General features: G+C 57.8%; 23 protein-coding genes and 1 riboswitch. Of the genes, 21 read left to right on the plus strand and 2 right to left on the minus strand.

Features of this window, described 5'->3' with window-relative positions:
- Window positions 1-24: 24 nt before the first annotated feature.
- Entirely contained in the window at window positions 25-957 is a 933-nt protein-coding gene (locus tag NQ519_RS01545) for an AraC family transcriptional regulator (protein ID WP_019149827.1), read from the minus strand.
- Between the two features lie 189 nt (window positions 958-1146).
- On the opposite strand from NQ519_RS01545, the gene NQ519_RS01550 reads away from it, so the two are divergent.
- Genes NQ519_RS01550 through NQ519_RS01570 form a run of 5 tightly spaced genes read left to right on the plus strand, consistent with a single transcriptional unit; the run spans window position 1147 to window position 7330 of the window.
- A complete protein-coding gene (locus tag NQ519_RS01550; RefSeq protein WP_019149826.1) occupies window positions 1147-2622 on the plus strand; it encodes a rhamnulokinase in 1476 nt (491 codons plus the stop codon).
- An 18-nt stretch (window positions 2623-2640) separates the two neighbouring features.
- On the plus strand, window positions 2641-3897 hold the full coding sequence (locus NQ519_RS01555) for an L-rhamnose isomerase (RefSeq protein WP_019149825.1): 1257 nt from the start codon (window positions 2641-2643) through the stop codon (window positions 3895-3897).
- A 3-nt stretch (window positions 3898-3900) separates the two neighbouring features.
- Window positions 3901-4929 carry an L-rhamnose/proton symporter RhaT gene (gene rhaT / locus NQ519_RS01560; protein WP_019149824.1) on the plus strand — a complete coding sequence of 343 codons (1029 nt, stop codon included), beginning with the start codon at window positions 3901-3903 and terminating at the stop codon, window positions 4927-4929.
- A 9-nt stretch (window positions 4930-4938) separates the two neighbouring features.
- Window positions 4939-5742 carry a rhamnulose-1-phosphate aldolase gene (gene rhaD / locus NQ519_RS01565; RefSeq protein ID WP_026076340.1) on the plus strand — a complete coding sequence of 268 codons (804 nt, stop codon included), beginning with the start codon at window positions 4939-4941 and terminating at the stop codon, window positions 5740-5742.
- 7 nt (window positions 5743-5749) lie between these two features.
- Window positions 5750-7330 carry a hypothetical protein gene (locus NQ519_RS01570; RefSeq protein ID WP_019149822.1) on the plus strand — a complete coding sequence of 527 codons (1581 nt, stop codon included), beginning with the start codon at window positions 5750-5752 and terminating at the stop codon, window positions 7328-7330.
- 78 nt (window positions 7331-7408) lie between these two features.
- On the opposite strand, the gene NQ519_RS01575 is transcribed toward NQ519_RS01570, so the two are convergent.
- Window positions 7409-8167, minus strand: a complete 759-nt coding sequence (locus NQ519_RS01575) for a DUF4465 domain-containing protein (protein ID WP_044118677.1) — start codon at window positions 8165-8167, stop codon at window positions 7409-7411.
- Window positions 8168-8345: 178 nt separating this feature from the next.
- Window positions 8346-8546, minus strand: a riboswitch (cobalamin riboswitch).
- A 48-nt stretch (window positions 8547-8594) separates the two neighbouring features.
- Here NQ519_RS01575 and fabD point away from each other — a divergent pair.
- The 16 genes from fabD (at window position 8595) to NQ519_RS01655 (ending at window position 22367) form a co-directional block, all read left to right on the plus strand.
- Window positions 8595-9476 (plus strand): ACP S-malonyltransferase, encoded by an 882-nt coding sequence (fabD, locus tag NQ519_RS01580; protein ID WP_019149820.1) that lies wholly within the window; start codon window positions 8595-8597, stop codon window positions 9474-9476.
- 159 nt (window positions 9477-9635) lie between these two features.
- Window positions 9636-10865 carry an ROK family transcriptional regulator gene (locus tag NQ519_RS01585; RefSeq protein WP_019149819.1) on the plus strand — a complete coding sequence of 410 codons (1230 nt, stop codon included), beginning with the start codon at window positions 9636-9638 and terminating at the stop codon, window positions 10863-10865.
- Window positions 10865-11392: a GNAT family N-acetyltransferase gene (locus NQ519_RS01590; RefSeq protein WP_019149818.1), complete on the plus strand. Its 528-nt coding sequence runs from the start codon at window positions 10865-10867 to the stop codon at window positions 11390-11392. Before NQ519_RS01585 ends, NQ519_RS01590 begins: the two co-directional genes overlap by 1 nt.
- Before the next feature lie 23 nt (window positions 11393-11415).
- On the plus strand, window positions 11416-12237 hold the full coding sequence (locus tag NQ519_RS01595) for a hypothetical protein (RefSeq protein WP_019149817.1): 822 nt from the start codon (window positions 11416-11418) through the stop codon (window positions 12235-12237).
- Between the two features lie 658 nt (window positions 12238-12895).
- On the plus strand, window positions 12896-13285 hold the full coding sequence (locus tag NQ519_RS01600; RefSeq protein ID WP_019149816.1) for a hypothetical protein: 390 nt from the start codon (window positions 12896-12898) through the stop codon (window positions 13283-13285).
- Between the two features lie 96 nt (window positions 13286-13381).
- Window positions 13382-14032 carry a DedA family protein gene (locus NQ519_RS01605; protein WP_019149815.1) on the plus strand — a complete coding sequence of 217 codons (651 nt, stop codon included), beginning with the start codon at window positions 13382-13384 and terminating at the stop codon, window positions 14030-14032.
- A 15-nt stretch (window positions 14033-14047) separates the two neighbouring features.
- Window positions 14048-14524 carry a hypothetical protein gene (locus NQ519_RS01610; RefSeq protein ID WP_147513140.1) on the plus strand — a complete coding sequence of 159 codons (477 nt, stop codon included), beginning with the start codon at window positions 14048-14050 and terminating at the stop codon, window positions 14522-14524.
- Window positions 14525-14822: 298 nt separating this feature from the next.
- Window positions 14823-15638 (plus strand): MotA/TolQ/ExbB proton channel family protein, encoded by an 816-nt coding sequence (locus tag NQ519_RS01615; protein ID WP_019149813.1) that lies wholly within the window; start codon window positions 14823-14825, stop codon window positions 15636-15638.
- A 21-nt stretch (window positions 15639-15659) separates the two neighbouring features.
- Window positions 15660-16274, plus strand: coding sequence for an ExbD/TolR family protein (locus tag NQ519_RS01620; protein ID WP_019149812.1), 615 nt, complete (start codon window positions 15660-15662; stop codon window positions 16272-16274).
- A gap of 14 nt (window positions 16275-16288) precedes the next feature.
- Window positions 16289-16954, plus strand: coding sequence for an ExbD/TolR family protein (locus NQ519_RS01625; RefSeq protein ID WP_019149811.1), 666 nt, complete (start codon window positions 16289-16291; stop codon window positions 16952-16954).
- Window positions 16955-16966: 12 nt separating this feature from the next.
- Window positions 16967-17803, plus strand: coding sequence for an energy transducer TonB (locus tag NQ519_RS01630; protein ID WP_019149810.1), 837 nt, complete (start codon window positions 16967-16969; stop codon window positions 17801-17803).
- A 13-nt stretch (window positions 17804-17816) separates the two neighbouring features.
- On the plus strand, window positions 17817-18059 hold the full coding sequence (locus NQ519_RS01635) for a hypothetical protein (RefSeq protein WP_147513139.1): 243 nt from the start codon (window positions 17817-17819) through the stop codon (window positions 18057-18059).
- A 64-nt stretch (window positions 18060-18123) separates the two neighbouring features.
- A complete protein-coding gene (locus NQ519_RS01640) occupies window positions 18124-19047 on the plus strand; it encodes a PstS family phosphate ABC transporter substrate-binding protein (protein ID WP_161603967.1) in 924 nt (307 codons plus the stop codon).
- 27 nt (window positions 19048-19074) lie between these two features.
- Window positions 19075-20706, plus strand: a complete 1632-nt coding sequence (locus tag NQ519_RS01645) for a tetratricopeptide repeat protein (RefSeq protein WP_019149807.1) — start codon at window positions 19075-19077, stop codon at window positions 20704-20706.
- Window positions 20707-20711: 5 nt separating this feature from the next.
- A complete protein-coding gene (locus NQ519_RS01650; protein ID WP_026076338.1) occupies window positions 20712-21362 on the plus strand; it encodes a DUF47 domain-containing protein in 651 nt (216 codons plus the stop codon).
- A gap of 3 nt (window positions 21363-21365) precedes the next feature.
- The gene (locus NQ519_RS01655) at window positions 21366-22367 is read left to right on the plus strand and encodes an inorganic phosphate transporter (RefSeq protein ID WP_019149805.1); all 1002 of its coding nucleotides are present in this window, start codon (window positions 21366-21368) and stop codon (window positions 22365-22367) included.
- The last annotated feature ends 37 nt before the right edge of the window (window positions 22368-22404 follow it).

The raw sequence follows: 22404 nt of genomic DNA on the forward strand, positions 1-22404 counted from the left end.
AAAATTATTGGGGTTTTACAGATTTCAGGCTTCATTCCCGACAACATCCGCACAGAAGCCGTCGCTGCCGACGCCGAAGCGGCGGCGGTACTCGACGGGAGTCATCCGCAGATGGCGGCGGAACATGTTGGAAAAATAGGAGGCGTCGCCGTAATTGAGCCGGAAGGCGATCTCCTTGATGCTCATGGCCGTTCCCGACAACAGGCGGCAAGCCTCCTGCAACCGCAGTTCCTGCATGTAACGAGCCGGAGAGATGTTCGTGTAGTCGCGGAACATCTTGCGGAACCACGAATAACTCATGTTCACCCGCCGGGCCACCTCGTCGGGCGAAATGTTGGCGTAAAGCTCCTCGCGCATGATGCGCCGCGCGCGGTCGATCTGCCTCACCACGTCCAGCGACACGAACTGGTGATTCGCATGGTAGTACATCGTCATGCCCAGCAGCAGGTTGGCGATGCCGGCGAGATATTGCTGGTAGGAGGAGCGTTCGTTTTCGGCTACCTCGATGGCCTTGTCGTAAAGGGCCGTGATCTCCTCGCGGACCCCCACGCGGAACACCTCGCGGCTGTCGTCGAAGAAGTCGTTGCGGAAGCGCGCGTCGATGTTCGGGCCGCGGAAGCCGATCCAGTACTCGTGCCACCCCGTTTCGCGGTCGGGCATGTAGCTGTGCCAGCGGTTGGGGCGCAGCAGCACCATGTCCCCGGCGCCGATGCCGATGCGCTTGCGGTCGGGCCCGTAGAACGAGCCGCGGCCCGAGGTGATATAGAGCAGCTGGTAGCTCTCCAGAACACGCCCTTTTCCAACGTCAAAATAGAAACCAGAGGGGTGTCCGACCCGCGGAGGATAGGTCTCGTAGCCGGCGGCGACGGACTCGCTGCCCACAGTATCGACCGTGATGCCCCACGTCTGGTCCTTTTCGCTGCTCACCAAGTACTTATGATTGTTCACAGGTTTCATACGGCAGGTTGCTGAAACGGAAAAGCTGTTTGTTTACACAAATATATATAAAAATCCGCGACCGGTGTCACCCCCTCCGGAGGCAAACCGCGAGAAAGATCAAAAAACAAAAGTCATCCATCATATTACAACGTTGAAACGACGAAAAAATGAGTTGTTTTGTACAACCCAAAAATCACAGACCGAAACATGCAACCCAAACACTTCGTCGCCTTCGACCTGGGGGCCACCAGCGGCCGCACCATTCTCGGCTCGCTCCGGGACGGAGAGCTCGTCCTCAAGGAACTGACCCGTTTCCCGAATACCATCCTGCCGCTGGGCGGACATTATTACTGGAATATCTTTTCGCTCTACGAACACCTTTGCGAGGGACTGCGCGCCGCCGCCCGCGAAGGGGTCGAAATCGCCTCGGTCGGCATCGACACCTGGGGCGTCGATTTCGCCTTCGTCGGCAAGGACGGCTCGCTGCTGGGACTCCCCTACGCCTACCGCGACCCGCACACCGACGGCGCCCCCGAGGAGTATTTCTCCAAGGTGCTGCCCCGGGAGGAGGTCTACGGCGCGACGGGCATCCAGATCATGCAATTCAATTCGCTCTACCAGCTCTACGCCATGCAGCGCGACCGTTCGTCGCAGCTGGCCGCCGCCGAGCGGCTGCTCTTCATGCCCGACGCCCTGTCGTATCTGCTCACCGGGGAGATGGTCACCGAATACACCATCGCCTCGACCTCGCAGCTGCTGAATCCCCGCACGAAGCGCATCGAAGCGCGTCTGCTGGAGAAAATGGGCCTTTCGCCCGAACTCTTCCCCCCGATCGTGATGCCGGGCCACCGGATCGGCACGCTCCGCGCCGAACTGGCCGCCGCCTGCGGACTTCCGCAGCTTCCCGTGATCGCCGTGGCGGGCCACGACACCGCGTCGGCCGTCGCCGCCGTACCGGCCGCCGACGAACGTTTCGCCTACCTCTCGTCGGGCACGTGGTCGCTCATGGGCATCGAGGTCCGCGAACCCTTCATCAACGAGCTGACCGAACGCTACAACTTCACCAACGAAGGCGGCGTGGAGGGTACGACCCGCCTGCTGAAGAACATCACGGGCATGTGGATTCTGGAACAATGCCTCAGAAAATGGAAGGACGAGGGCCGCGACTACACCTATCCCGAGATCGTGAAGATGGCCACCGGAGCCGCACCGTTCCGCACGATGATCGACCCCGACGACGCCTCGTTCGCCGCTCCGGGCGACATGCCTGCGGCGATCCGCGCCTACTGCGAACGCACGGGGCAGCCCGCGCCCGGCGACGACAGCGCCATGATCCGCGCCATCTTCGAAAGCCTCGCGCTCAAATACCGCTTCGTCCTCGACCGTTTCCGCTCGCTGGCGCCGTTCGAAATCGAACGCCTCCACGTCATCGGCGGCGGCTCGAAAAACGCCCTGCTGAACCAGTTCACGGCCGACTCGCTCGGAATTCCCGTGACGGCGGGCCCCTCGGAAGCCACGGCCGTGGGCAATATCATGCTTCAGGCCCGCGCCGCAGGATGCGTCGGCACGTTGCAGGAGATGCGCACGCTGATCGCCCGCTGCATCCCCGTCGAGGAGTTCACCCCGGGCGACACCGCCGCATGGGATGCCGCCTACACCCGCTTCATGACAATCGTAAAATAACTCAAAACACCACAAAAAATGAAAACCGAACAGATTCAACAGACCTACGAGGTCGCAAAAGCACGCTATGCCGATCTGGGCATCGACACCGAAGCCGCGCTCGCCGCTTTACAGAAAATATCCCTCTCGCTCCACTGCTGGCAGGCGGACGACGTGACGGGCTTCGAGAACCAGGGCGGCGACCTCACAGGCGGCATCCAGGCCACGGGCAACTACCCCGGCAAGGCCCGCAACATCGAGGAGCTGCGTGCCGACATCCTCAAAGCCAAGTCGTTCATCCCCGGCAAACACCGCCTGAACCTCCACGAGATCTACGGCGAATTCGGCGGCGAATTCATCGACCGCGACCGGGTGGAGCCCAAACACTTCCAGGGCTGGATCGACTGGGCGAAGCAGAACGGCATGAAGCTCGACTTCAACTCCACGTCGTTCTCGCACCCCAAGAGCGGCAGCCTCTCGCTGTCGAACCCCGATCCCGAAATCCGCAGCTTCTGGATCGAGCACACCAAGCGCTGCCGCGCCATCGCCGAGGAGATGGGCAAGGCGCAGGGCGATCCCTGCATCATGAACGTCTGGGTGCACGACGGCTCGAAAGACCTCACGGTCAACCGCATGAAATACCGGGAGCTTCTGAAAGACTCGCTCGACAAGATCTTCGAGCAGAAATACGACAACATGAAGGACTGCATCGAATCGAAGGTCTTCGGCATCGGGCTGGAGAGCTACACCGTGGGTTCGAACGACTTCTACATCGGCTACGGCACCTCGCGCGGCAAGATCGTGACCCTCGACACGGGCCACTTCCACCCCACGGAGATCGTCGCCGACAAGCTCTCGTCGCTGCTGCTGTTCATCCCCGAGGTGATGCTGCACGTCTCGCGTCCCGTGCGCTGGGACTCGGACCACGTGACGATCATGAACGACGAGACGCAGGAGCTCATGAAGGAGATCGTGCGCTGCGACGCCCTCGACCGCGTGCACATCGGTCTGGACTACTTCGACGCCTCGATCAACCGCATCGGCGCCTATGTCGTCGGCTCGCGCGCCACGCAGAAGTGCCTGATGCAGGCCCTGCTGGAACCGCTGGCCAAACTGCGCGAATACGAGGCCAACGGACAGGGCTTCGAGCGTCTGGCGCTGCTCGAAGAGTCGAAGTCGATGCCCTGGAACGCCGTGTGGGACATGTTCTGCCTGCGCAACAACGTGCCCGTCGGCGAGGAGTTCATCGCCGAAATCCAGAAATACGAACGCGAGGTCACCTCGAAACGCGCGTAAATCATGGAGATACTCATCGGATTGCTGATCATCGCCGTCGGCAGCTTCGGACAGTCGAGCTCCTACGTCCCGATCAAAAAAGTCAGGGAGTGGAGCTGGGAAAGTTTCTGGCTCGTGCAGGGAATTTTCGCCTGGCTGGTCTTCCCGCTGCTGGGGGCCCTGATCGCCGTGCCCGAGGGCGGCTCGCTCTTCACCCTGCTGGGTGAGGGCGGCGCCCTCAAGGCCGTTGTATACGGGGCCCTGTGGGGCGTCGGCGGCCTGACGTTCGGACTCTCGATGCGCTACCTCGGGGTGGCGCTCGGGCAGTCGATCTCACTGGGCACCTGCTCGGCCTTCGGAACGCTCCTCCCGGCGCTGTTCGCCGGCACGGACCTCCTGCACGGGCAGGGGCTCGTCCTGCTGCTGGGCGTCTGCGTGACCCTCGCCGGCATCGCCGTGATCGGCTACGCCGGGTCGCTGCGCGCCGCCGACATGACCGAAGAGGAGAAACGCGCCGCGATCAAGGATTTCGCGCTGACCAAGGGCCTCGCCGTGGCGCTGCTGGCCGGCGTGATGAGCGCCTGCTTCGCACTGGGCCTCGACGCAGGGGCCCCGATCAAGGCCGCGGCCGCGGCGCAGGGCGTCGATCCGCTCTACGCGGGGCTTCCGGTCATCCTGCTCGTCACCCTGGGCGGCTTCCTGACCAATGCCGCCTACTGCATCTGGCAGAACGTCCGCAACCGCACCGCCGGAGAGTATTTCGGCGTGCGGGGTTCGGTGCTGGTCAACAACCTGCTGTTCTGTGCTTTGGCCGGCGTGCTGTGGTACTCGCAGTTCTTCGGCCTGGAGATGGGCAAGAGCTTCCTCACCGGATCGCCCGTCATTCTGGCCTTCTCGTGGAGCATCCTGATGTCGCTCAACGTCATCTTCTCGAACGTCTGGGGCATCCTGCTCAAAGAGTGGAAAGGCTGCGACGGCCGCACGCTGGCGACGCTCGCCGCCGGACTTGCGATCCTGCTCTTCTCGATCTTCTTCCCTTCGCTATTCCAATAAATGACCGATATGAAATCAATCCTCGAAAACCGTCCCGAACTGGCCCAGCGGGTGGCCGAAGTCGCCGAAGTCGCCGGCTACCTCTGGCAGAAAGGCTGGGCCGAACGCAACGGCGGCAACATCACGGTCAACGTCACGGCCTATGCCGACGACGAGATCCGTTCGATGGCCCCGATCAGCGATCCGGTTCCGTTCGGCATGACGCTACCACACCTCAAAGGGTGCTATTTCTTCTGCAAGGGCACCAACCGCCGCATGCGCGACCTGGCGCGGCGGCCGATGGAAAACGGTTCGGTGATCCGCATCCTCGACGACTGCGCGTCGTACGAAATCGTCGCCGACAACCCCGTGAAGCCCACCTCCGAGCTGGCTTCGCACCTGGCGATGCACGACCAGATGATCGCCTCGGGCAATGGCTACACCGCCGCCGTCCACACCCACCCGATCGACCTCGTGGCCATGACCCACAACCCGGCATTCCTCGCTAAGGACGTGCTGACGAACCTCCTGTGGTCGATGATTCCCGAGACGCGGGCCTTCTGTCCCAAGGGTCTCGGCATCGTGCCTTACAAGATGCCGAGTTCCACCGAGCTGGCCGAGGCCACCATCGAACAGCTTCGGGAATACGACGTGGTGATGTGGGAGAAGCACGGCGTCTGCGCCGTGGGTCCCGACATCATGGAGGCTTTCGACCAGATCGACGTGCTTTCGAAATCGGCGCAGATCTATCTGACTGCCAAGTCGATGGGATTCGAGCCGACGGGCACCACCCAGGAACAGATGGACGAACTCAAACGAGCTTTCAACCTCTGATGCGGGTATGAGACAGACGAAAACCGTCCGAACGCTTCTGCTGGCCCTGCTGGCACTCGCCGGATGTTCGGCATCTTTGGCAGAGTCCAACGATGACGAACGCCTGCCCGAATCCACCCGCACGCCGGGCTATGAATCCGGCGCGAGTCTCGAAGTGCGTGTCGGCCGTTCGACGGGTGTCACGCTCGCCGGACTGGGCGTGGAGCTCGACCCGCATTTCCTGTCGCAGAACGTCACCCGCCACGACGGCGCCAAAGCCTCGGACTGGGACGAGATCGTCGTGCCGCGCATCCGCAAGATGGGCATTCAGCGCTTCCGCGTGATGCTGCTGCCCCACTGGTGGGAACCCCTCAACGACAACGGCGATCCCGGCGTCGCAGCCCTCGACCGCTTCACGTTCGAATCGGCCGAGATGCGGTCGCTCTACAAAGTGCTGGACATCGCTCAGGAGATGAACGCCGACGTGACGCTCGTGCTGTGGGGATGCCCCACCTACTGCGACCTGCTCGATCCGGCCTATGCCGGAGTGAAGCGCCATTTCCTCTGCTCGTCCGAAGGGACGAACTGGGTCGTGGAGCCCGCCGACAGCGAGGAGTTCGCCGAGAGTTTCTCGACCGTGGTCAAACACCTGATCGAACGGCGGGGCTACACCTGCATCAAGGAACTGACGCCCTTCAACGAGCCCGACGGCAATATCATTCCGCTCGAACGCTACGTTCCGCTGGCCAAGGTCCTCGACCGGCGCCTGCGCGCAGATGGAATCCGCGACAAGGTGCGGCTCAACCTCTCGGACAACACCGACACGCGGCATTTCTTCCTCGAAGGATGCGCCCGGGAATTGTCGCAGGAAGCCGACCTGTTCAACAGCCACACCTACATTTTCGGTTACGACACCCCCAACAGCACGGTCCTCGCGTGGGAGGAGGCCAACGTCGCCGCAGCCGCCACGGCGGGAAAAAACCATTTCGTCGGGGAATTCGGCTCGAACCAGTGCGTCGGCGCCACGCGGCAGACGGACATCGACCGTTATGACCGGGGCGTACTGATGACACGGCTGGTCGTGAACTTCCTCAACGCAGGAGCCGTCGGCACGAGCTACTGGAGTCTCATCGACCAGTATTACGGCCGCAACGAGTCTTATGCCGCGATGCAGCAGCTCGGAATGTGGCGTTACATGCGGGCCGCCTACCGTCAGGACCCCGATCCGGGCGTCTACGACCGGCTGACGGACGACTACCAGCCGCGGCCGCAGTACTACGCCTATTCGCTGCTGACGCGCTTCATACGCAAGGGTTCGGAGGTCTATCCGCTCGACCTCGGCAATGAATTCGCAGCCGGAACGGCCGTCCGCGCCGCCGCCGGCCGCTGGACCTATGTGATCGCCAACGCCACGGACGAGACCCTGAGTTTCGACCTGAAAAACACGCTCCGCGGCGGCATGTCGGCCTGCAAGGTCTACGTCTACGAAGAGCGGCGTTTGCCCGACGGTGACGAACTGATCGCCCCGTCATTGCAACTCGAAAACAGCGGCGGCACATTCTGCGTCGGCGTCAAGGCCCGCAGCGTCATCGTGCTCACGCAGCTCTGACACCTCCCGGCCGCTCTGCAAACAAAACCCCCGCAAGGCTTTTCCTTGCGGGGGTTTGTTTTTATCGCTGCTCACCGTCTACTTCTCGTAGGTCAGGTTGTCAATGGCAAAATAAGTCGGACACATAGAATCGGTCGTCGATAATGCGAAGGTCAGCGAAGTCACCGTTCCGAGCGACGACAGATCGACCGTCTCCCAACCCGACTTCACCGTTTCCGAAGCCTTGTCAACAAGCATGACGGTAACTTCACCCGTTTTAGCACTGCTGTTATAGCCCGTAATGACGACTTTCACATCAACGAGCGCAGCCGGCGTAGTCCCCTCAAAATAGAGGTACAGATAGGTCATATTGGCCACGGCGACCGAAACGGGAGCCACGGCGGTGGCGAACTCAATCGTAGGGACTCCCCTATTTTCCGGCGTCCAAGCCGCATAATAGGCCGCTGCGAACTGCGCCGAACCGTTGGCGCCTCCGTCGGCATAAACGCTCTTGTCGTTGGTGTAACCTTCGGTCTTCTTGTCCGTGTGATTCGAGATCACGAAACCGTTCCACGTTTCGTAGGTATGGCCGTAATCCGAATAATAGGTATAAACCTTGGCCTCTTTCTCCGTGTAAACCGGACCGTAATAAATATTCGATTTAATGGGACTTCCCGAATAGTCCGTATCGTCCTGCTCCGTAGCCTGGTCCTTGCCCCAGATGAAGCCGTCAGTGCCCAAAGCGGCCTGTTCGAATCCTATCGTCTGAATCTGCGGTCCGTCGTTGTCATCGTCGCAGCCTACGAAAGCCAGTGCGGCCAATAAGATAAGGGGGGGGGTAACAAGAAATCTTTTCATCTTTTTTTTGTTTTGGATTTTTGATATGTTCGTAAAATAAAAAAATCCGGTCCCGGAACCTCCCGGAATCGAATCTCCTTTTCGTCTCAGGCCGCCTTCCGGCCGCCGTTCCGTGGCCAGGCCACAAAACCCCACGATGCTCCGTTCTCCGCAGATGCGCTCGAAAAAAAGATCCTCCTCCTGAGGGAGATGCAAGGCAGGTCTTCTGGCTCGTCCCTGCCGCAACGCCTTCCCGGCCCTGAGACCAGTGGCTTCAGCGTGTTGCGGCAACTCTCGGAACTTACAGCAGCGGGAACTGCTGCCGATTCTCACGGCATTCCCTTTTCATCACACGGGGCCTTGCCCGGCCCTTTGTGAACCATTGCGGCACAAAATTAGAAAATAAATTCGTATCTTTGCCCCGCAAACGTAAAAAAACGCGAAAATTATGAAACACGCATACGTATTTCCGGGTCAGGGCGCTCAGGCCGTCGGCATGGGCAAAGACCTCTACGACAACGTTCCGGCCGCGAAAGAGCTCTTCGAGAAGGCCAACGAAATCCTCGGATTCCGCATCACCGACATCATGTTCGCCGGTACGGACGAGGAGCTGAAGCAGACCAAGGTCACCCAACCCGCCGTGTTCCTCCACTCGGTCATCATGGCCAAGGCGCTGGGTGTGAAGCCCGATGCCGTCGCCGGACACTCCCTGGGCGAGTTCTCGGCCCTCGTGGTTGCGGGAGCCCTCTCGTTCGAAGACGGACTGAAACTCGTTTCGAAGCGTGCCATGGCCATGCAGGCCGCCTGCGAGGCCCAGCCCGGCACGATGGCCGCCATTCTCGGTCTGGAAGACAGCGCAGTCGAGGAGATCTGCGCATCGGTCGATGGCGTGGTCGTCGCCGCCAACTACAACTGCCCGGGCCAGCTGGTCATCTCGGGAGCCGTGGAGGCCGTAGAGGCCGCCTGTGAGAAAGCCAAGGCCGCAGGCGCCCGCCGCGCCCTGCGTCTGCCCGTGGGCGGCGCGTTCCACTCGCCGCTGATGGAGCCCGCCAAGCAGGAGCTCGAAAAGGCCATCTCCGAGGCGCCGTTCCAGACGCCCGTGTGCCCGATCTATCAGAACGTGGATGCCAAACCCTACACCGATCCCGCCGCCATCAAGGCCAACCTGATCGCCCAGCTGACGGCCCCCGTGCGCTGGACCTACATCGTCAAGAACATGCTGGCCGACGGCGTGACGGAATTCACCGAACTCGGCCCCGGCACCGTCCTGCAAGGTCTCATCCGCAAGGTGGACGCAAATGCCGCCGTGGAGTCGAAATCGACCTTATAGGAGAAAAAACCGCACTTAAAAATCAACGCACTGAAAATCAGTGCGTTGATTTTTTATATCCCGTCCCGGAATAAAATTTATTAAATTTTATTAAAAATTGATTGCATTTATTAAATAAACTCGTTATATTTGCACAGTTAGTAAAAAGAGACCGCACGGATGACATCACTGACTGAATTTTTCAACAAGCACGAAGATGAGACCCTGAAAGGTATTTCTCACAAAAACAGCATCATCAAGCGCAACATCATCGCGCATATGGCCGTCAACGGCGAATGCACGCTCTCGGAACTGACGAAAGAGTTGCATATCAGCGTTCCGACCATCACCAAACTGGTGCAGGAGCTCGTCGATGAGAACATCGTGACGGACCTGGGCAAAGTGGAAACCCCGGGAGGGCGGCGCCCCAACATCTTCGGACTGGCCAATTCGGCGATCTACTTCGCCGGCGTGAACGTCGGGCGCGATAACATGCGCTTCCTGATCACCGACTTGCAGAACAACATCATCAAGGAGGAGAACGACTTCACGTTCGAACTGCTCGACCGTCCGCAGTGCATCGAGCGCATCTGCTCGAACATCGAGAACTTCATCGCCACGTGCGGCATCGACCGCGCCAAAATCCTCGGACTGGGCGTCTGCATGACGGGCCGCGTGAATCCCGACACGGGCCGCAGCTACAAATACTTTACGACGAGCGAACAGTCGCTGCGCGACATGATCGAAGAGCGCGTCGGCATCCGCGTACTGCTGGAGAACGACACCCGGGCCCGGTGCTACGCCGAATACACCTGCGGCAAGTCGAAGGACGAGAGCAACGTGCTCTATCTCCACATGGGTCGCGGCGTGGCCATCGGCATCGTGGTCGATGGACAACTGTACTACGGCAAGAGCGGTTTCGCGGGCGAATTCGGACACATCCCCTTCTTCGACAACGAGATCATCTGCTCGTGCGGCAAAAAGGGCTGCCTCGAGACCGAGGTATCGGGCATCGCCATCGAGGACAAAATGTGCCATCTGATCCAGAACGGCGTGAACACCATCCTCCGCGAGAAATACGACCAGCAGAAGACCATCCATATCGACGACATCATCGCCGCGGCGAAGAACGACGACAACCTCTCGATCGAGCTGATCGAGGAGGCGGGCGAGAAGGTCGGCAAAGCCGTGGCCTTCCTGATCAACACGTTCAATCCCGAGACGGTCATCGTCGGCGGCAACCTCGCGGCGGCGGGCGACTACATCATGCTGCCGCTGAAATCGGCGACGAACAAATATTCGCTCAACCTCGTCTACAAGGACACCAAGTTCCGCGTTTCGAAGATGACCGAGAACGCCAACGCCTGGGGCGTGGCGATGCTGATCCGCAACAAGATCATCGGACTGTAATGAACATCGAAGGCCGCACCATCCGCCTGCGGGCCGTGGAGCCAGAGGACGCCGACCTGATGTACGTGTGGGAAAACGACTGCGACGTGTGGGCGGTCAGCGGCACGACGGAGCCGTTTTCGCATTACCAGATGCAGCGCTTCGTCGAACGGCATCGGGACACCATCGGGGTGCTCGGCGACGGACAGCTGCGGCTGATCGTCGAGACGCGGCAGGAGGCACGGCCGGTCGGGGCGATCGACCTGTTCGAATACGACCCGATCCACCGCCGGGCGGGCGTCGGCATCCTCATCTACGAACGGAGCGACCGGGGCCGGGGCTACGCCTCCGACGCATTGGAAGCTCTCTGCCGTTACACCCGCGACACGCTGCGCGTCCATCAGCTGTGGTGCAACGTCAGGGCCGACAACGAAGCGAGCCTGCGACTGTTCCGCAGCGCAGGATTCACCGAAATCGGCATCAAACGCGACTGGCTATGGCGGCCCGACGGCTATCACGACGAAGTGATGCTGCAAAAAATGCTGTAACGACCAACCTAAACCTACATTCTATGAAAAAACTAATCCTGTTGCTTGCCATCGCGGTGGTGACCGTATCCTGCGAGAAGACGGAATACCGCCCTACGAATACTGACGGCGATTTTCTCTTTGTTATCAAAACAAAAAAAGGGATAAGCCGCTGGGGCACATGCGGCAACTATCCCAACAAACCGGTTCGAATCCCTTGCGAATACGATTTGCTCCAAGTAGGTTACAATTCGGGATACTGCCTTAACGATATATATATCGGAGTCAAAGAAGGTAAAAAGTACGCCCTCGACCTAAACGGAGAGTTATTGTTGGACGGCAAGGATTTCGACTATTTTATCAACAAGGATCGAGCAAAAAACAGCGGGCAGGTTTCGGATTCAAAAAAATACCTGCATGAAGCCGTAACCAAAAACGGGCGTTATTTCTTCTATCGCAGTGAATCCAAGTGGCCATATTACGGACCTTACGATTTCTTATTTATGGGAGAAACCGGTTATGCCTATAAGAAAGACGGCAAATGGGGCATCCAGCGAGAAGTCAAGATCGAAAAATACGAACCTCTGACAGCTAATATATACGATGCTGCCATCGAGGTCTACGGCTCGGAGATCAATAATTATTGGATGGTGAAAAAGGACGGAAAATGGAGCGCCATTTCAGCCTACACAGGCAAACCGATTCACAAATCGCAGGCGATCATCTCCCGCTATCTCCGGCTTCCGATTCAAGATTACATCGGGGTATATATTGCTGGTGGTCGCCTCAACAAGGACAAGCCCTATCAGCGTGTCGGAAACGACGAATGCGGCTTGATCCATGTAGCTTGGGCCGAAGATTGGTAATCCCGTCCGAACGAAAAAATCCCCGTCTTGCGGGAGCGGGATTAAAATGATGTAACGACCTAATAAATCAGGTCGTTACATTTTTGTATAGGATAATAGGTAACGAAAAAGTAACGGTTTATTTTCAACTTGTTGCGCTCAAATACCGCATTTCAAATAACCTATTGCAAGATACGAAAAATTTTTGGAATTGGCAGATTCTGTTCGGTTAAAGAAAAATAGTATTCTTTTGAAACAACGACAATGCCTATTTCATATTCTAAAATAGGGCAAGCGCAAGGTTCTAATCCTTGCACTCGCCCTATTTATTTGAATGTTCGTTGTTTTATATGATATGTTGGAGAGCATTGAGTGATATTCTTGGTAGCTGCGGCGCAGTAACGGAAGAATGGAGGTAAGGTATGCCTTCGATAATACTCTTGTTATCAAATTGCAGAAGTCATCTAAACTTCTTTGATTTGTATATTTTATTAAGGAATGTGACAACAAACGCCTGAAAATTCCTTGGTTTTCAGATCAGAGAACAAGTACTTCTAAAGCGTTATTGGTGTTTTGCAGCCCTGTTTCAGGATAATTGTAGAAGGTACATAGTTTCCGGTTCCCGGAAAGCCGCAACGTGCCGGTTTTCCCGAAAAAGTCTTATCTTTGCCTGCAGTTTATGTTATTCCGAACGATATCACAACTGCTCCCCCTGCTGCTGGGGCTCTTTCTGCTGACCGGATTCGGCGGCGGCGAACGTCCGGCCGTCTATGCGGCTAACAGTCCGAGTGCCGTATTCGACCGGCCGGAAGACTCCGCCGCCACTGATCGGAACAATCGCCTTCTTCCGGAATACGCCGGGACAGACGCCTCCACCGCGTTGCTTTCGCTCCGGCCCCGCTTCGTTCCGAATCTCCGTTCCGCAACCGTTTTTACGGCAACCGGCATGTGCGGCATCACCGACAAGCCCCTTTCCGAAAATGGCCCTGCCGCCTCCGTTTGCAAACCCGCCCGTTTCAGAGATTCTTATCGTTATTATATCTACGCGCTGGAACGCATGCGCATTTAGTGCCGTTTACCGCAGTCTATTGTATCCACCTCTCCTCCTTCGCCCGTTCCGGGCGAAGGGCACTCGTTCCATCACCTTCAAACATATCCACTCCTTATGGAATTTCTGACGGATTTCATCCTGCATATCGATCAATACCTTATCCGTATCGTCCAGGACTATCACCTGTGGACATACGCTATCCTGTTTCTCATCATCTTCTGCGAAACCGGACTGGTCGTCACTCCGTTCCTTCCCGGCGACTCGTTGCTGTTCGTAGCAGGAGCCGTTTCGGCCTTGCCCGGCGTTCCGATCGAGATACACCTCCTCGTCCTGATCCTTTTCGCCGCGGCCGTAGCCGGCGATTCCAGCAACTATATGATCGGCCACTTCTTCGGCCGCAGGCTCTTCAACAATCCGAACTCCCGGATCTTCAAGCAGAGCTACATGGACAAAACACAGGCGTTTTACGAAAAATACGGCGGAAAGACCATCATCCTCGCCCGTTTCGTGCCTGTCGTCCGCACCTTCGCACCATTCGTCGCCGGAATGGGCCGGATGCACTACCCCCGTTTCATGTCGTTCAACCTGGCCGGCGGAGCCGCCTGGGTAGCACTGTTCTGCTATGCAGGCTACTTTTTCGGGGATCTGCCGTTCGTACAGCATAACCTCGAACTGCTCATCGTGGCGATCGTCGTCGTTTCAGCCCTGCCCGCCGTCGTCGAAGTGGTGCGCGCCAGGATGAAAGCCCGAAAACAGAATGCATGAAAACACTGAAAACCTATGCATTGGATGATAGCGTGTGATTTTTTTATCAAAAAAGCAGGTATAAACCGCCATATTACCGAAAAATATGTAACTTTGTCGCGAATCATACAATCTCGGGATTCAACCATGAAAAAGAACGGGATCTATATGTTGCTGACAGTTGCGGTAATGCTCGTTATCGCGCTGCTGCCGTCTTCATCCCAACCCCGTTCCGACAAGGCAGCGGATACGGTGATATCCCTCGAACAGTCCCGCGACGACGGCGTACACAACCTGAGAGGGTGCGAAGGAGTCTTTACGGCCAGCCAGTCACGCATCACCGAATGCCGTCACAACGAGACCTATTCGCGGATCGTTTCCGAAAGCGGACTACCCCATTCCGAGAGCCTGACATTGAAGAAATCGTCGGACGCTGTTCCGTGTATTCGTCCGACCCTCCATTACAAATACGCAAGTCACCGGCTGCATTTGTTCTCACGGCTTAACATTTAGCCGTTTCCCTGCCGATCCGTCCGGATTCGGCCGATTCCTCATTTTCTTTTCACGACACCTCTCCACACGTTGCGAAAGGCTGTCTGTTCGGGCCTGAATGTATTTGTGCATTTCTTCTCACCGTGTATCCGCTCCCGGATACGCCGTGAAACGACATGCTGCAAACACTCGTTCCGACATGCGAACGCTACGGTGTACCCGGAGCGTCACGCATGCGGGGACAAGTGGCATTTCGTACCCGAAGCGAAAATAATCCAATGACTACCAATTCAATACAAATCAAAACAAATCTATTCTCATGGAAACTGTAAAAATTGAAAATCCGAATGTTGCTTCTCAGCCGAAACACCGCAAAGGCATATCGGCGGCTCTCGTCATCGTGGTGTGCCTGATAGTCGCCCACCTGTTCTTCTACTACGTCTGCGGCAACCCCTCCAATTTCGACGCCAAGGGCCATCCGATCGACAACAACATCTTCGGCACGCTGTATCAGGGCGGATTCGTAATCCCGATCGTCATCACCCTGCTGCTGACCGTGTTGGCACTGGGTGTCGAACGCATTGTCGCCCTGCACAAGGCGAGCGGGAAAGGCAAAGTCGCCGACTTCGTCATCCAGGCAAAGGAGCTGCTCCGGAAGGGCGATCTGAAAGCCACCGAGGAGCTTTGCGACAAGCAGCAGGGCTCGGTCGCCAATATTCTGAAATCCGCACTGGTGCGTTACCGCGACGTCGAAAACCGCGGCGACCTCACGAGCGACGAAAAGGCATCCATCGTCGAAAAGGAGGTAGCCGACGCCACAGCCCTCGAACTGCCCTACATGCAGCAGAATCTCAACGTCATCGCCACGATCTCATCGCTCGGCACGCTCTTCGGACTGCTGGGCACGGTGCTCGGTATGATCCGTTCGTTCGGCGCCATGGCCAATGAAGGCGCCCCCGATTCGATCGCACTGTCGCTTGGTATTTCGGAGGCCCTGATGAATACCGCCATGGGTATCACGACCGGTGCGCTGGCAATCATCGTCTACAACTATTTCTCCTCACGCGTCGAAAACATCACCAATGCCGTCGACGAGGTCGGCTTCGCTATCGGACAGACTTTCAAAGAGCGGTAAGAACCTTCAAATCAGCAGATAATGGCAAAAGTTAAAACAAGCAAGAAGGACACGTTCATCGACATGACAGCGATGAGCGACGTTACGGTGCTCCTGCTCACCTTCTTCATGCTGACGGCCAATTTCATTCCGCTCGAACCAGTACAGGTCGTCACTCCGGCTTCCGTGATCGAAACGAAAGTTCCCGACTACAACTTCGTGACGATCCTGGTCGATCCGCAGGGACATGTCTTCCTGAACCTCGACCGCCCGGCCGACAAGCGGGAAGCATTGGAGAAGATGGGCGAACTCTACGATATCGAGTTCACCGAACAGGAGAAGGCGAATTTCGCCGAGCCCACCACCTTTGCCGGCGTGCCGATGAAGGCGATGAAGCAATACCTTCAACTCGACCTCTCACAACGCAAGGAATTCATCCGGCAGTTCGAAGGCATTCCGGCCGACAGCACGAACAACCAGCTGGCGACATGGCTGAAAACGGCCCGGGCCGTCAACCGCGACCTGACTATCTCCGTGAAAGCCGACGAAAGCACGCCCTATCCCCTGGTCCGCAACGTGACCTCCACCTTGCAGGATATCAAGGAAAACCGATTCAGTCTGGTGACGCAGCTACGCGGAATGCCCGACGGACTTTAATCAATGAATGAATTATGGCAGAAATAAATACGGACGGAGACAAAGGCAGGAAAGGCAAGCCCCGGAAATTCAACCTGCGCGTGGACTTCACGCCGATGGTCGACATGAATATGCTGCTGCTGACCTTCTTCATGTTCTGCACTTCGCTTTCCAGGCCCCAGATCATGGAATTGGTACTCCCCACCAAGGAAGATCAGGTGCTCACCGAAGAGGAGAAGAACAAGGTGAAGGACTCGAAGGCCATCACGCTGATCCTCGGCAAAGATGACAAGGTCTATTACTATTTCGGCAAGATCGACGAAGCCAAATACGCCGACTACACGTCGCTGATGGAAACGGACTACTCGCCCGACGGACTGCGCGCCATCCTTCTGGAACGGAACGCCGACGCCGTGCGCGAAATGATCCGGCTCAAACAGCGCAAACTGGCCCGGGAGATCACCGAAGAGGAGTTCAAAACGGCTTCCGCCGAGATCCGGAACAACCCGGATGGACAGGTCGTGGTGATCAAGCCCACGGACGGTTCGTCATACCGCAACATGGTCGATGTGCTGGACGAGATGCAGATATGCAGTATCGGCAAATACGCGCTGGTAGACATGACCGACGGCGACACCTTCCTGCTCAACAACTACCTGACACAGGGCGGTCATGCCGCGACCGGAGAACTTCCGGAATAAAACGACGCAATTATGAACAACGATGTGAAACTGAACTCCCCCGAATGGATCGAACTGATTTTCGAGGGGATGAACAAGCAATACGGAGCCTACTACCTGCGCAGCACCTCGTCGCGGAGGTACGTCATCGGTATTTTGGCTGTCGTGGCTTTCATGGTGGCCGTATCGCTGTTGCCGGCGCTGATCGCCAGCGTCAAATCCTCGGCCGACAGCAATCTGGGCAGTATCGACACGACCGTCGAACTGGCCGACATCAAGGACATTGAGGAGCAGGTCAAAGAGGAAAACATCATCCGCGAGACGGAGCCTGTAGCCCCGCCCCCGGTGCTGAAAGCTACGATCAAGTTCACGCCGCCGGTAATCACCGAGGATGAGAACGTCCGCGAGGACGAGCAAATGGCCTCGCAGGAGGAGCTCAACGAGAGCAAAGTCCAGATCTCGATCGCCACTGTCGATGGTGTCGACGATCCGGACGCCGTGGACATTGCCGAACTCCAGGAACATAAGGTCATCGTGGCCGAAAAGGAACCCGAGGTGTATATGAATGTCGAGCAGATGCCGCAGTTCCCGGGCGGGGACCGCGAGTTGCTCAACTTCCTGCACTCGAACATCCGCTATCCCCAGATCGCTCTCGAAAACGGGATACAAGGGCGTGTCGTACTCAAATTCGTGGTAAACACGGACGGCAGTGTCGGCGACATCTCCATCCTGCAAGGTATCGATCGCACGCTCAACGAAGAGGCGATCCGCGTCGTGAAGACCATGCCCAAATGGAGCCCCGGCCGACAGAACGGACGCGCCGTGCGCGTATTCTACACCGTGCCCATCGATTTCCGGATATCGAACTAAACGACGAACCGCGATGTCTGCAAAAACAAACGTTTCGTTCCGCACGGTCTGGGGAGTTTGCATGGCGCTGGCCTATACAGGCATCGCCTGCGTGGTACTGTTCACGCCGCTGCTGCTTCGCTACAACGGCGCGAACGACCCGCAACTCCCCGACGAGAACGCCGCCCTCCGCATCGTTCTGGGGATTGTTTTCCTCGTCTACGGCCTTATGCGCGGTTATTCGACCTGGATGAAGTTCAAAGCAAATAACCAATAGACGACCGGCCGGTCACCTTTTTTCAGTACATGAAATCATGAAACCAAAAACTCTTCTATACTGTTTGTGTTTTATCACGGTGACCGGTGCCGGTTGTCGAAATACGCGGATCACCCGGACGGATACACCGACGAGCGGCATTGCGACGGTCGTCAGCGACGACTGCTTCGGCAATATCTTCGGGGAAGAGATCGACGTTTTCGAAGCCCTGAACCGCGAAGCCTCGCTCCTTCCCGTCCTGACGGACGAGGCGCAGGCCGTGCAGCTGCTGCTGAACGACAGCGTACGGCTCGCCGTCCTGGCCCGTGACCTCACGGATGCCGAAAAGGAACTGATCCACAGCCGGAACCGGGAACTCGTTCCCCGGTCACAGCGGATCGCCGTAGACGGTATCGCACTCATCGTCAACCCGGGAAATCGGCTCTCCCGGATTAGCGTCCCCACGCTGCGAAAGCTGATGACGGGAGCCGCCAAAACATGGCGCGAACTCGATCCTTCGCTACCGGACACCCCCGTAACGGTCGTTTTCGACAGTCCGGGGTCCAGTACGGCAAGGTTCATCCGGGATTCCGTCTGCGCAGGCGCCCTGCTGCAAGGAAACCTCTTCGCACAGAAGGACAACCGCTCAGTGATCGAACATGTGGCCAAGGACCGAAACGCGTTGGGGATTCTGGGTGTGAACTGGATCAGCAATCCCAACGACTCGCTGCAACTGACCTTCAACCGGGCTGTCAAGGTGCTCTCCGTAAGCCGATCGCACCCTGCGACAGCCGGCAGCAGCTACCTGCCCGTCCCGGCCCGTCTCTACCTACGGGATTATCCGCTGACGCGCGACGTGTATATCGTGCTCACCGACCTCCGGGGCACACTTCCGGCGGGCTTCACCCATTTCGTGGCCGGAGACCGCGGCCAGCGTATCATCCTCAAATCGGGACTTGTTCCCGCCACGCGCCCCATCCGGACCGTGGAGATCAAAGAAACTTTTTAACGTTCAACAAACTGAAATTCAACCGCTATGAAAAAATGTTATCTGCTCGTTACGACGCTCCTGTTCGCCATCGGCTCTTCGGCGCAGGATCGAGGCGAAGACTATTTTGCCGTCGGAGAGCTCGATAAGGCCCGTGCGATATTCGGGAGCCGAATTTCCGGCGATCCGGCCGAGACGAACTACTACCTGGGTGAGATCGCACGGGCACAGGGGGATTCCATATCGGCGCGGAGCTATTATGAAAAGGGGCTGGCCGCCGACCCGGAGAACGCATTCTGCCAGGTTGGACTGGCCGTGACGGAACTGAAAAAGAACCCCGCCGAAGGAGACAGGATGCTCACGGCGCTCGCCAAAGCCAAGAAGAACCGGAAAGATCCCGAGCTTCTCACCGCCATCGCCAGGGCCTATTATGACAACGACATGACGGCCCGGGGCGATGCCATATTGGAAGCCGCCGAAGCTGCCGGAGACAAATCTGCGGCGCCCGACATCCTGCGCGGCGAACGGTTGGAGCCCACTGACCCCGGAGCTGCGGCCGGCAAATACGAGCAGGCACTGATGAAAGACCCGGACAACGTTCCCGCCTACATCCGCATCGCACGTATCTACATGCACTCCAATCCGGCCGCGGTGATCGAGCGTCTCCGGGAGTTGGAAGCTCGGGACAGCGGCAATCCGCTCGTGTTGCAATACCTGGCCCGGGCTTGCTTCACGGCCGGACAGTATGCCGATGCCATCGCACTCTACGAACGGCTCTACGATCCGGCAGCGCCCGACATCGACGTCGTCACCTACTACGCCGCATCGCTCTTCTTCACCGACCGCTACGACCGCGCGTCGCAGCTGACGCAGCAGGGACTGGCCCTCGATCCCGACAATTTCGTCCTGACCCGTCTTTGCATGTACAGCGAACTTTCGCGCAAGGACTATAAGGCCGGGTTAGAAATTGCCGACAAGTTCTTCCGGATGCCTGTCGGGGAGAACGAATATATCGCCCGCGACTACCTGACCTACGGCGAACTGCTGACCAGCAACGACCGGATCGACGAGGCCGTCGTACAGTTCGATAAGGCGCTCGCCGTCCCCGAAACGCCTGCGACCGCCATCCGGCAGATCGCCGATAACTTGAATAAAAAGCACCCGGAGGCCGCTGCAAAATACTTCCGGAAATACATCGACGCCCTCGGCGAAAACGCCCAAGCCAGCGATTACTACACGCTGGGGCAATCCTATTACAAAGCCGCGGCCCTCCTCTCGCGCGATACGGTGAGTACGGACGCTCCTGTTCGGCTCGCACAGTGCCTCAACAGTGCCGACGAAGCCTTCGCCGTGGTCAGCGAGCGCATTCCGGAGAGCCATCTCGGCCCCCTCTTCCGGGCGCGCGTGAACTCGCTGCGCGATCCCGAGGCGACGGCCGGACTGGCCAAGCCGTACTACGAGAAGGTCGCGGAGATCGTACTCGGCAAGGAAAACCCAGCCAAGGAGCGCCGCGAGCTGGTCGAATCCTACCGTTACCTGAGTTACTATTATTACGTGAAGTATGATGCCGAGAAGCAGACTGCGGACCGGGATGCGGCTTTGGGCTATTGCGCCAAGATATTGGAATTAGATCCGGACAATGACGTAGCGCACCAGTTGCAGGACGCCCTGAAAGAGTAATGACGATGAAAATAGACCGTTTTTTCCAGTTTTTCCTGCCCCGGGAGACTAAGTTTCTCCCGCTGTTGAACGGACAGGCCGACGACATCGTAAAGGCATCGTCGGAGCTCGTGCTTTTCACGACCTGCCAGGAACCCGAACGCCGTCAGGAGATCTACGCGGGGATCAAGAGTCTCGAACAGCACTGCGACACGCTGACCAACCGGATACTCGACGAACTCAACAACACGTTCATCACGCCGTTCGACCGCGAAGACATCCATACGCTGGCCTCGCAGCTCGACGACGTGCTCGACATCATCACGGGCGCAGCCAAACGTACGGTTCTTTACCGTCCCCGCTACATGCACCCGAGCGCCGGAGAGCTTGCAGCGATCATCGCCCGCAGCGCGGAATGTCTGAGCTCCGCAATCCGGGAGCTCGCCACCGTAAGGCGCGACCCGACCGTGGTCAAAACCGAGTGCCGCAAACTCCACGAGTTGGAAAACCAGGCTGACGACATCTACGAAAACTACGTCACGCTGCTCTTCCGCGAGGAGCAGAATGCCATCGAGCTGCTCAAACAGGTCGAGATCATCCAGTTTTTGGAAAACGCCACCGACAAGGCCTACCGGGTTTCCGACACCTTAAAGACCATCGTGGTCAAATACGCCTGACGCATGGAACTGCTGATCGTCATCATTGTTCTGGCACTGGTTTTCGACTACATCAACGGGTTTCACGACGCCGCGAACTCCATCGCCACGATCGTCTCTACCAAAGTGCTCACTCCCTTTACGGCTGTTCTGTGGGCGGCATTCTTCAACTTCGTCGCCTTCTTCATCGCCAAATTCGTCATCGGGGAGTTCGGCATAGCGAATACCGTGTCGAAGACTGTGCTCGAAGAGTTCATCACGCTGCCCGTCATTCTCTCCGGATTGCTGGCTGCCATCGGATGGAACCTTTTCACCTGGTGGAAAGGCATCCCCTCGTCCTCTTCGCACACCCTTATCGGCGGTTTCGCCGGGGCTGCGATCGCCTACGGAGGCTTCGATGCCGTCCATCTGGGCGTCGTGCTGAAAATTGCGGCATTCATCCTCCTCGCACCGCTTATCGGCATGGCCGTTGCAACGATCCTCACCATCGCCATCATGCACATCTGCAAACGGGCCAGACCCCATCGGGCCGAGTGCTGGTTTCGGCGGTTGCAACTCCTCTCCTCGGGACTGTTCAGCATCGGGCACGGATTGAACGACTCGCAGAAAGTCATGGGTATCATCGCCGCCGCGCTGTTCGTTTCCGGCGGTCGTGAGGAAAGTATCACCGACATCCCGACCTGGGTTCCGCTGGCGTGCTTCACCATGATCGCTCTCGGAACCATGTCCGGAGGATGGCGGATCGTGAAGACGATGGGTACAAAGATCACGAAAGTAACACCGCTGGAAGGTTTCGTCGCAGAGACAGCAGGGGCCCTCACGCTCTACCTGACGGAATATCTCCATGTCCCCGTCAGCACGACACATACCATCACCGGCGCCATTATCGGTGTGGGAGCCGTCAAACGCATATCCGCCGTAAGATGGGGGATCACGGTCAATCTCCTATGGGCATGGATCATCACGATACCTGCAAGCAGTCTGTTTGCGGCAGGTATCTACTGGCTGATCGGCATGTGGCTCTGAACGGCTCCCTTTTTGAACGCAGTCGGCCCCGGCGTAT

Source organism: Alistipes senegalensis JC50, assembly GCF_025145645.1.
In the GTDB taxonomy this organism is placed as follows: Bacteria; Bacteroidota; Bacteroidia; order Bacteroidales; family Rikenellaceae; genus Alistipes; species Alistipes senegalensis.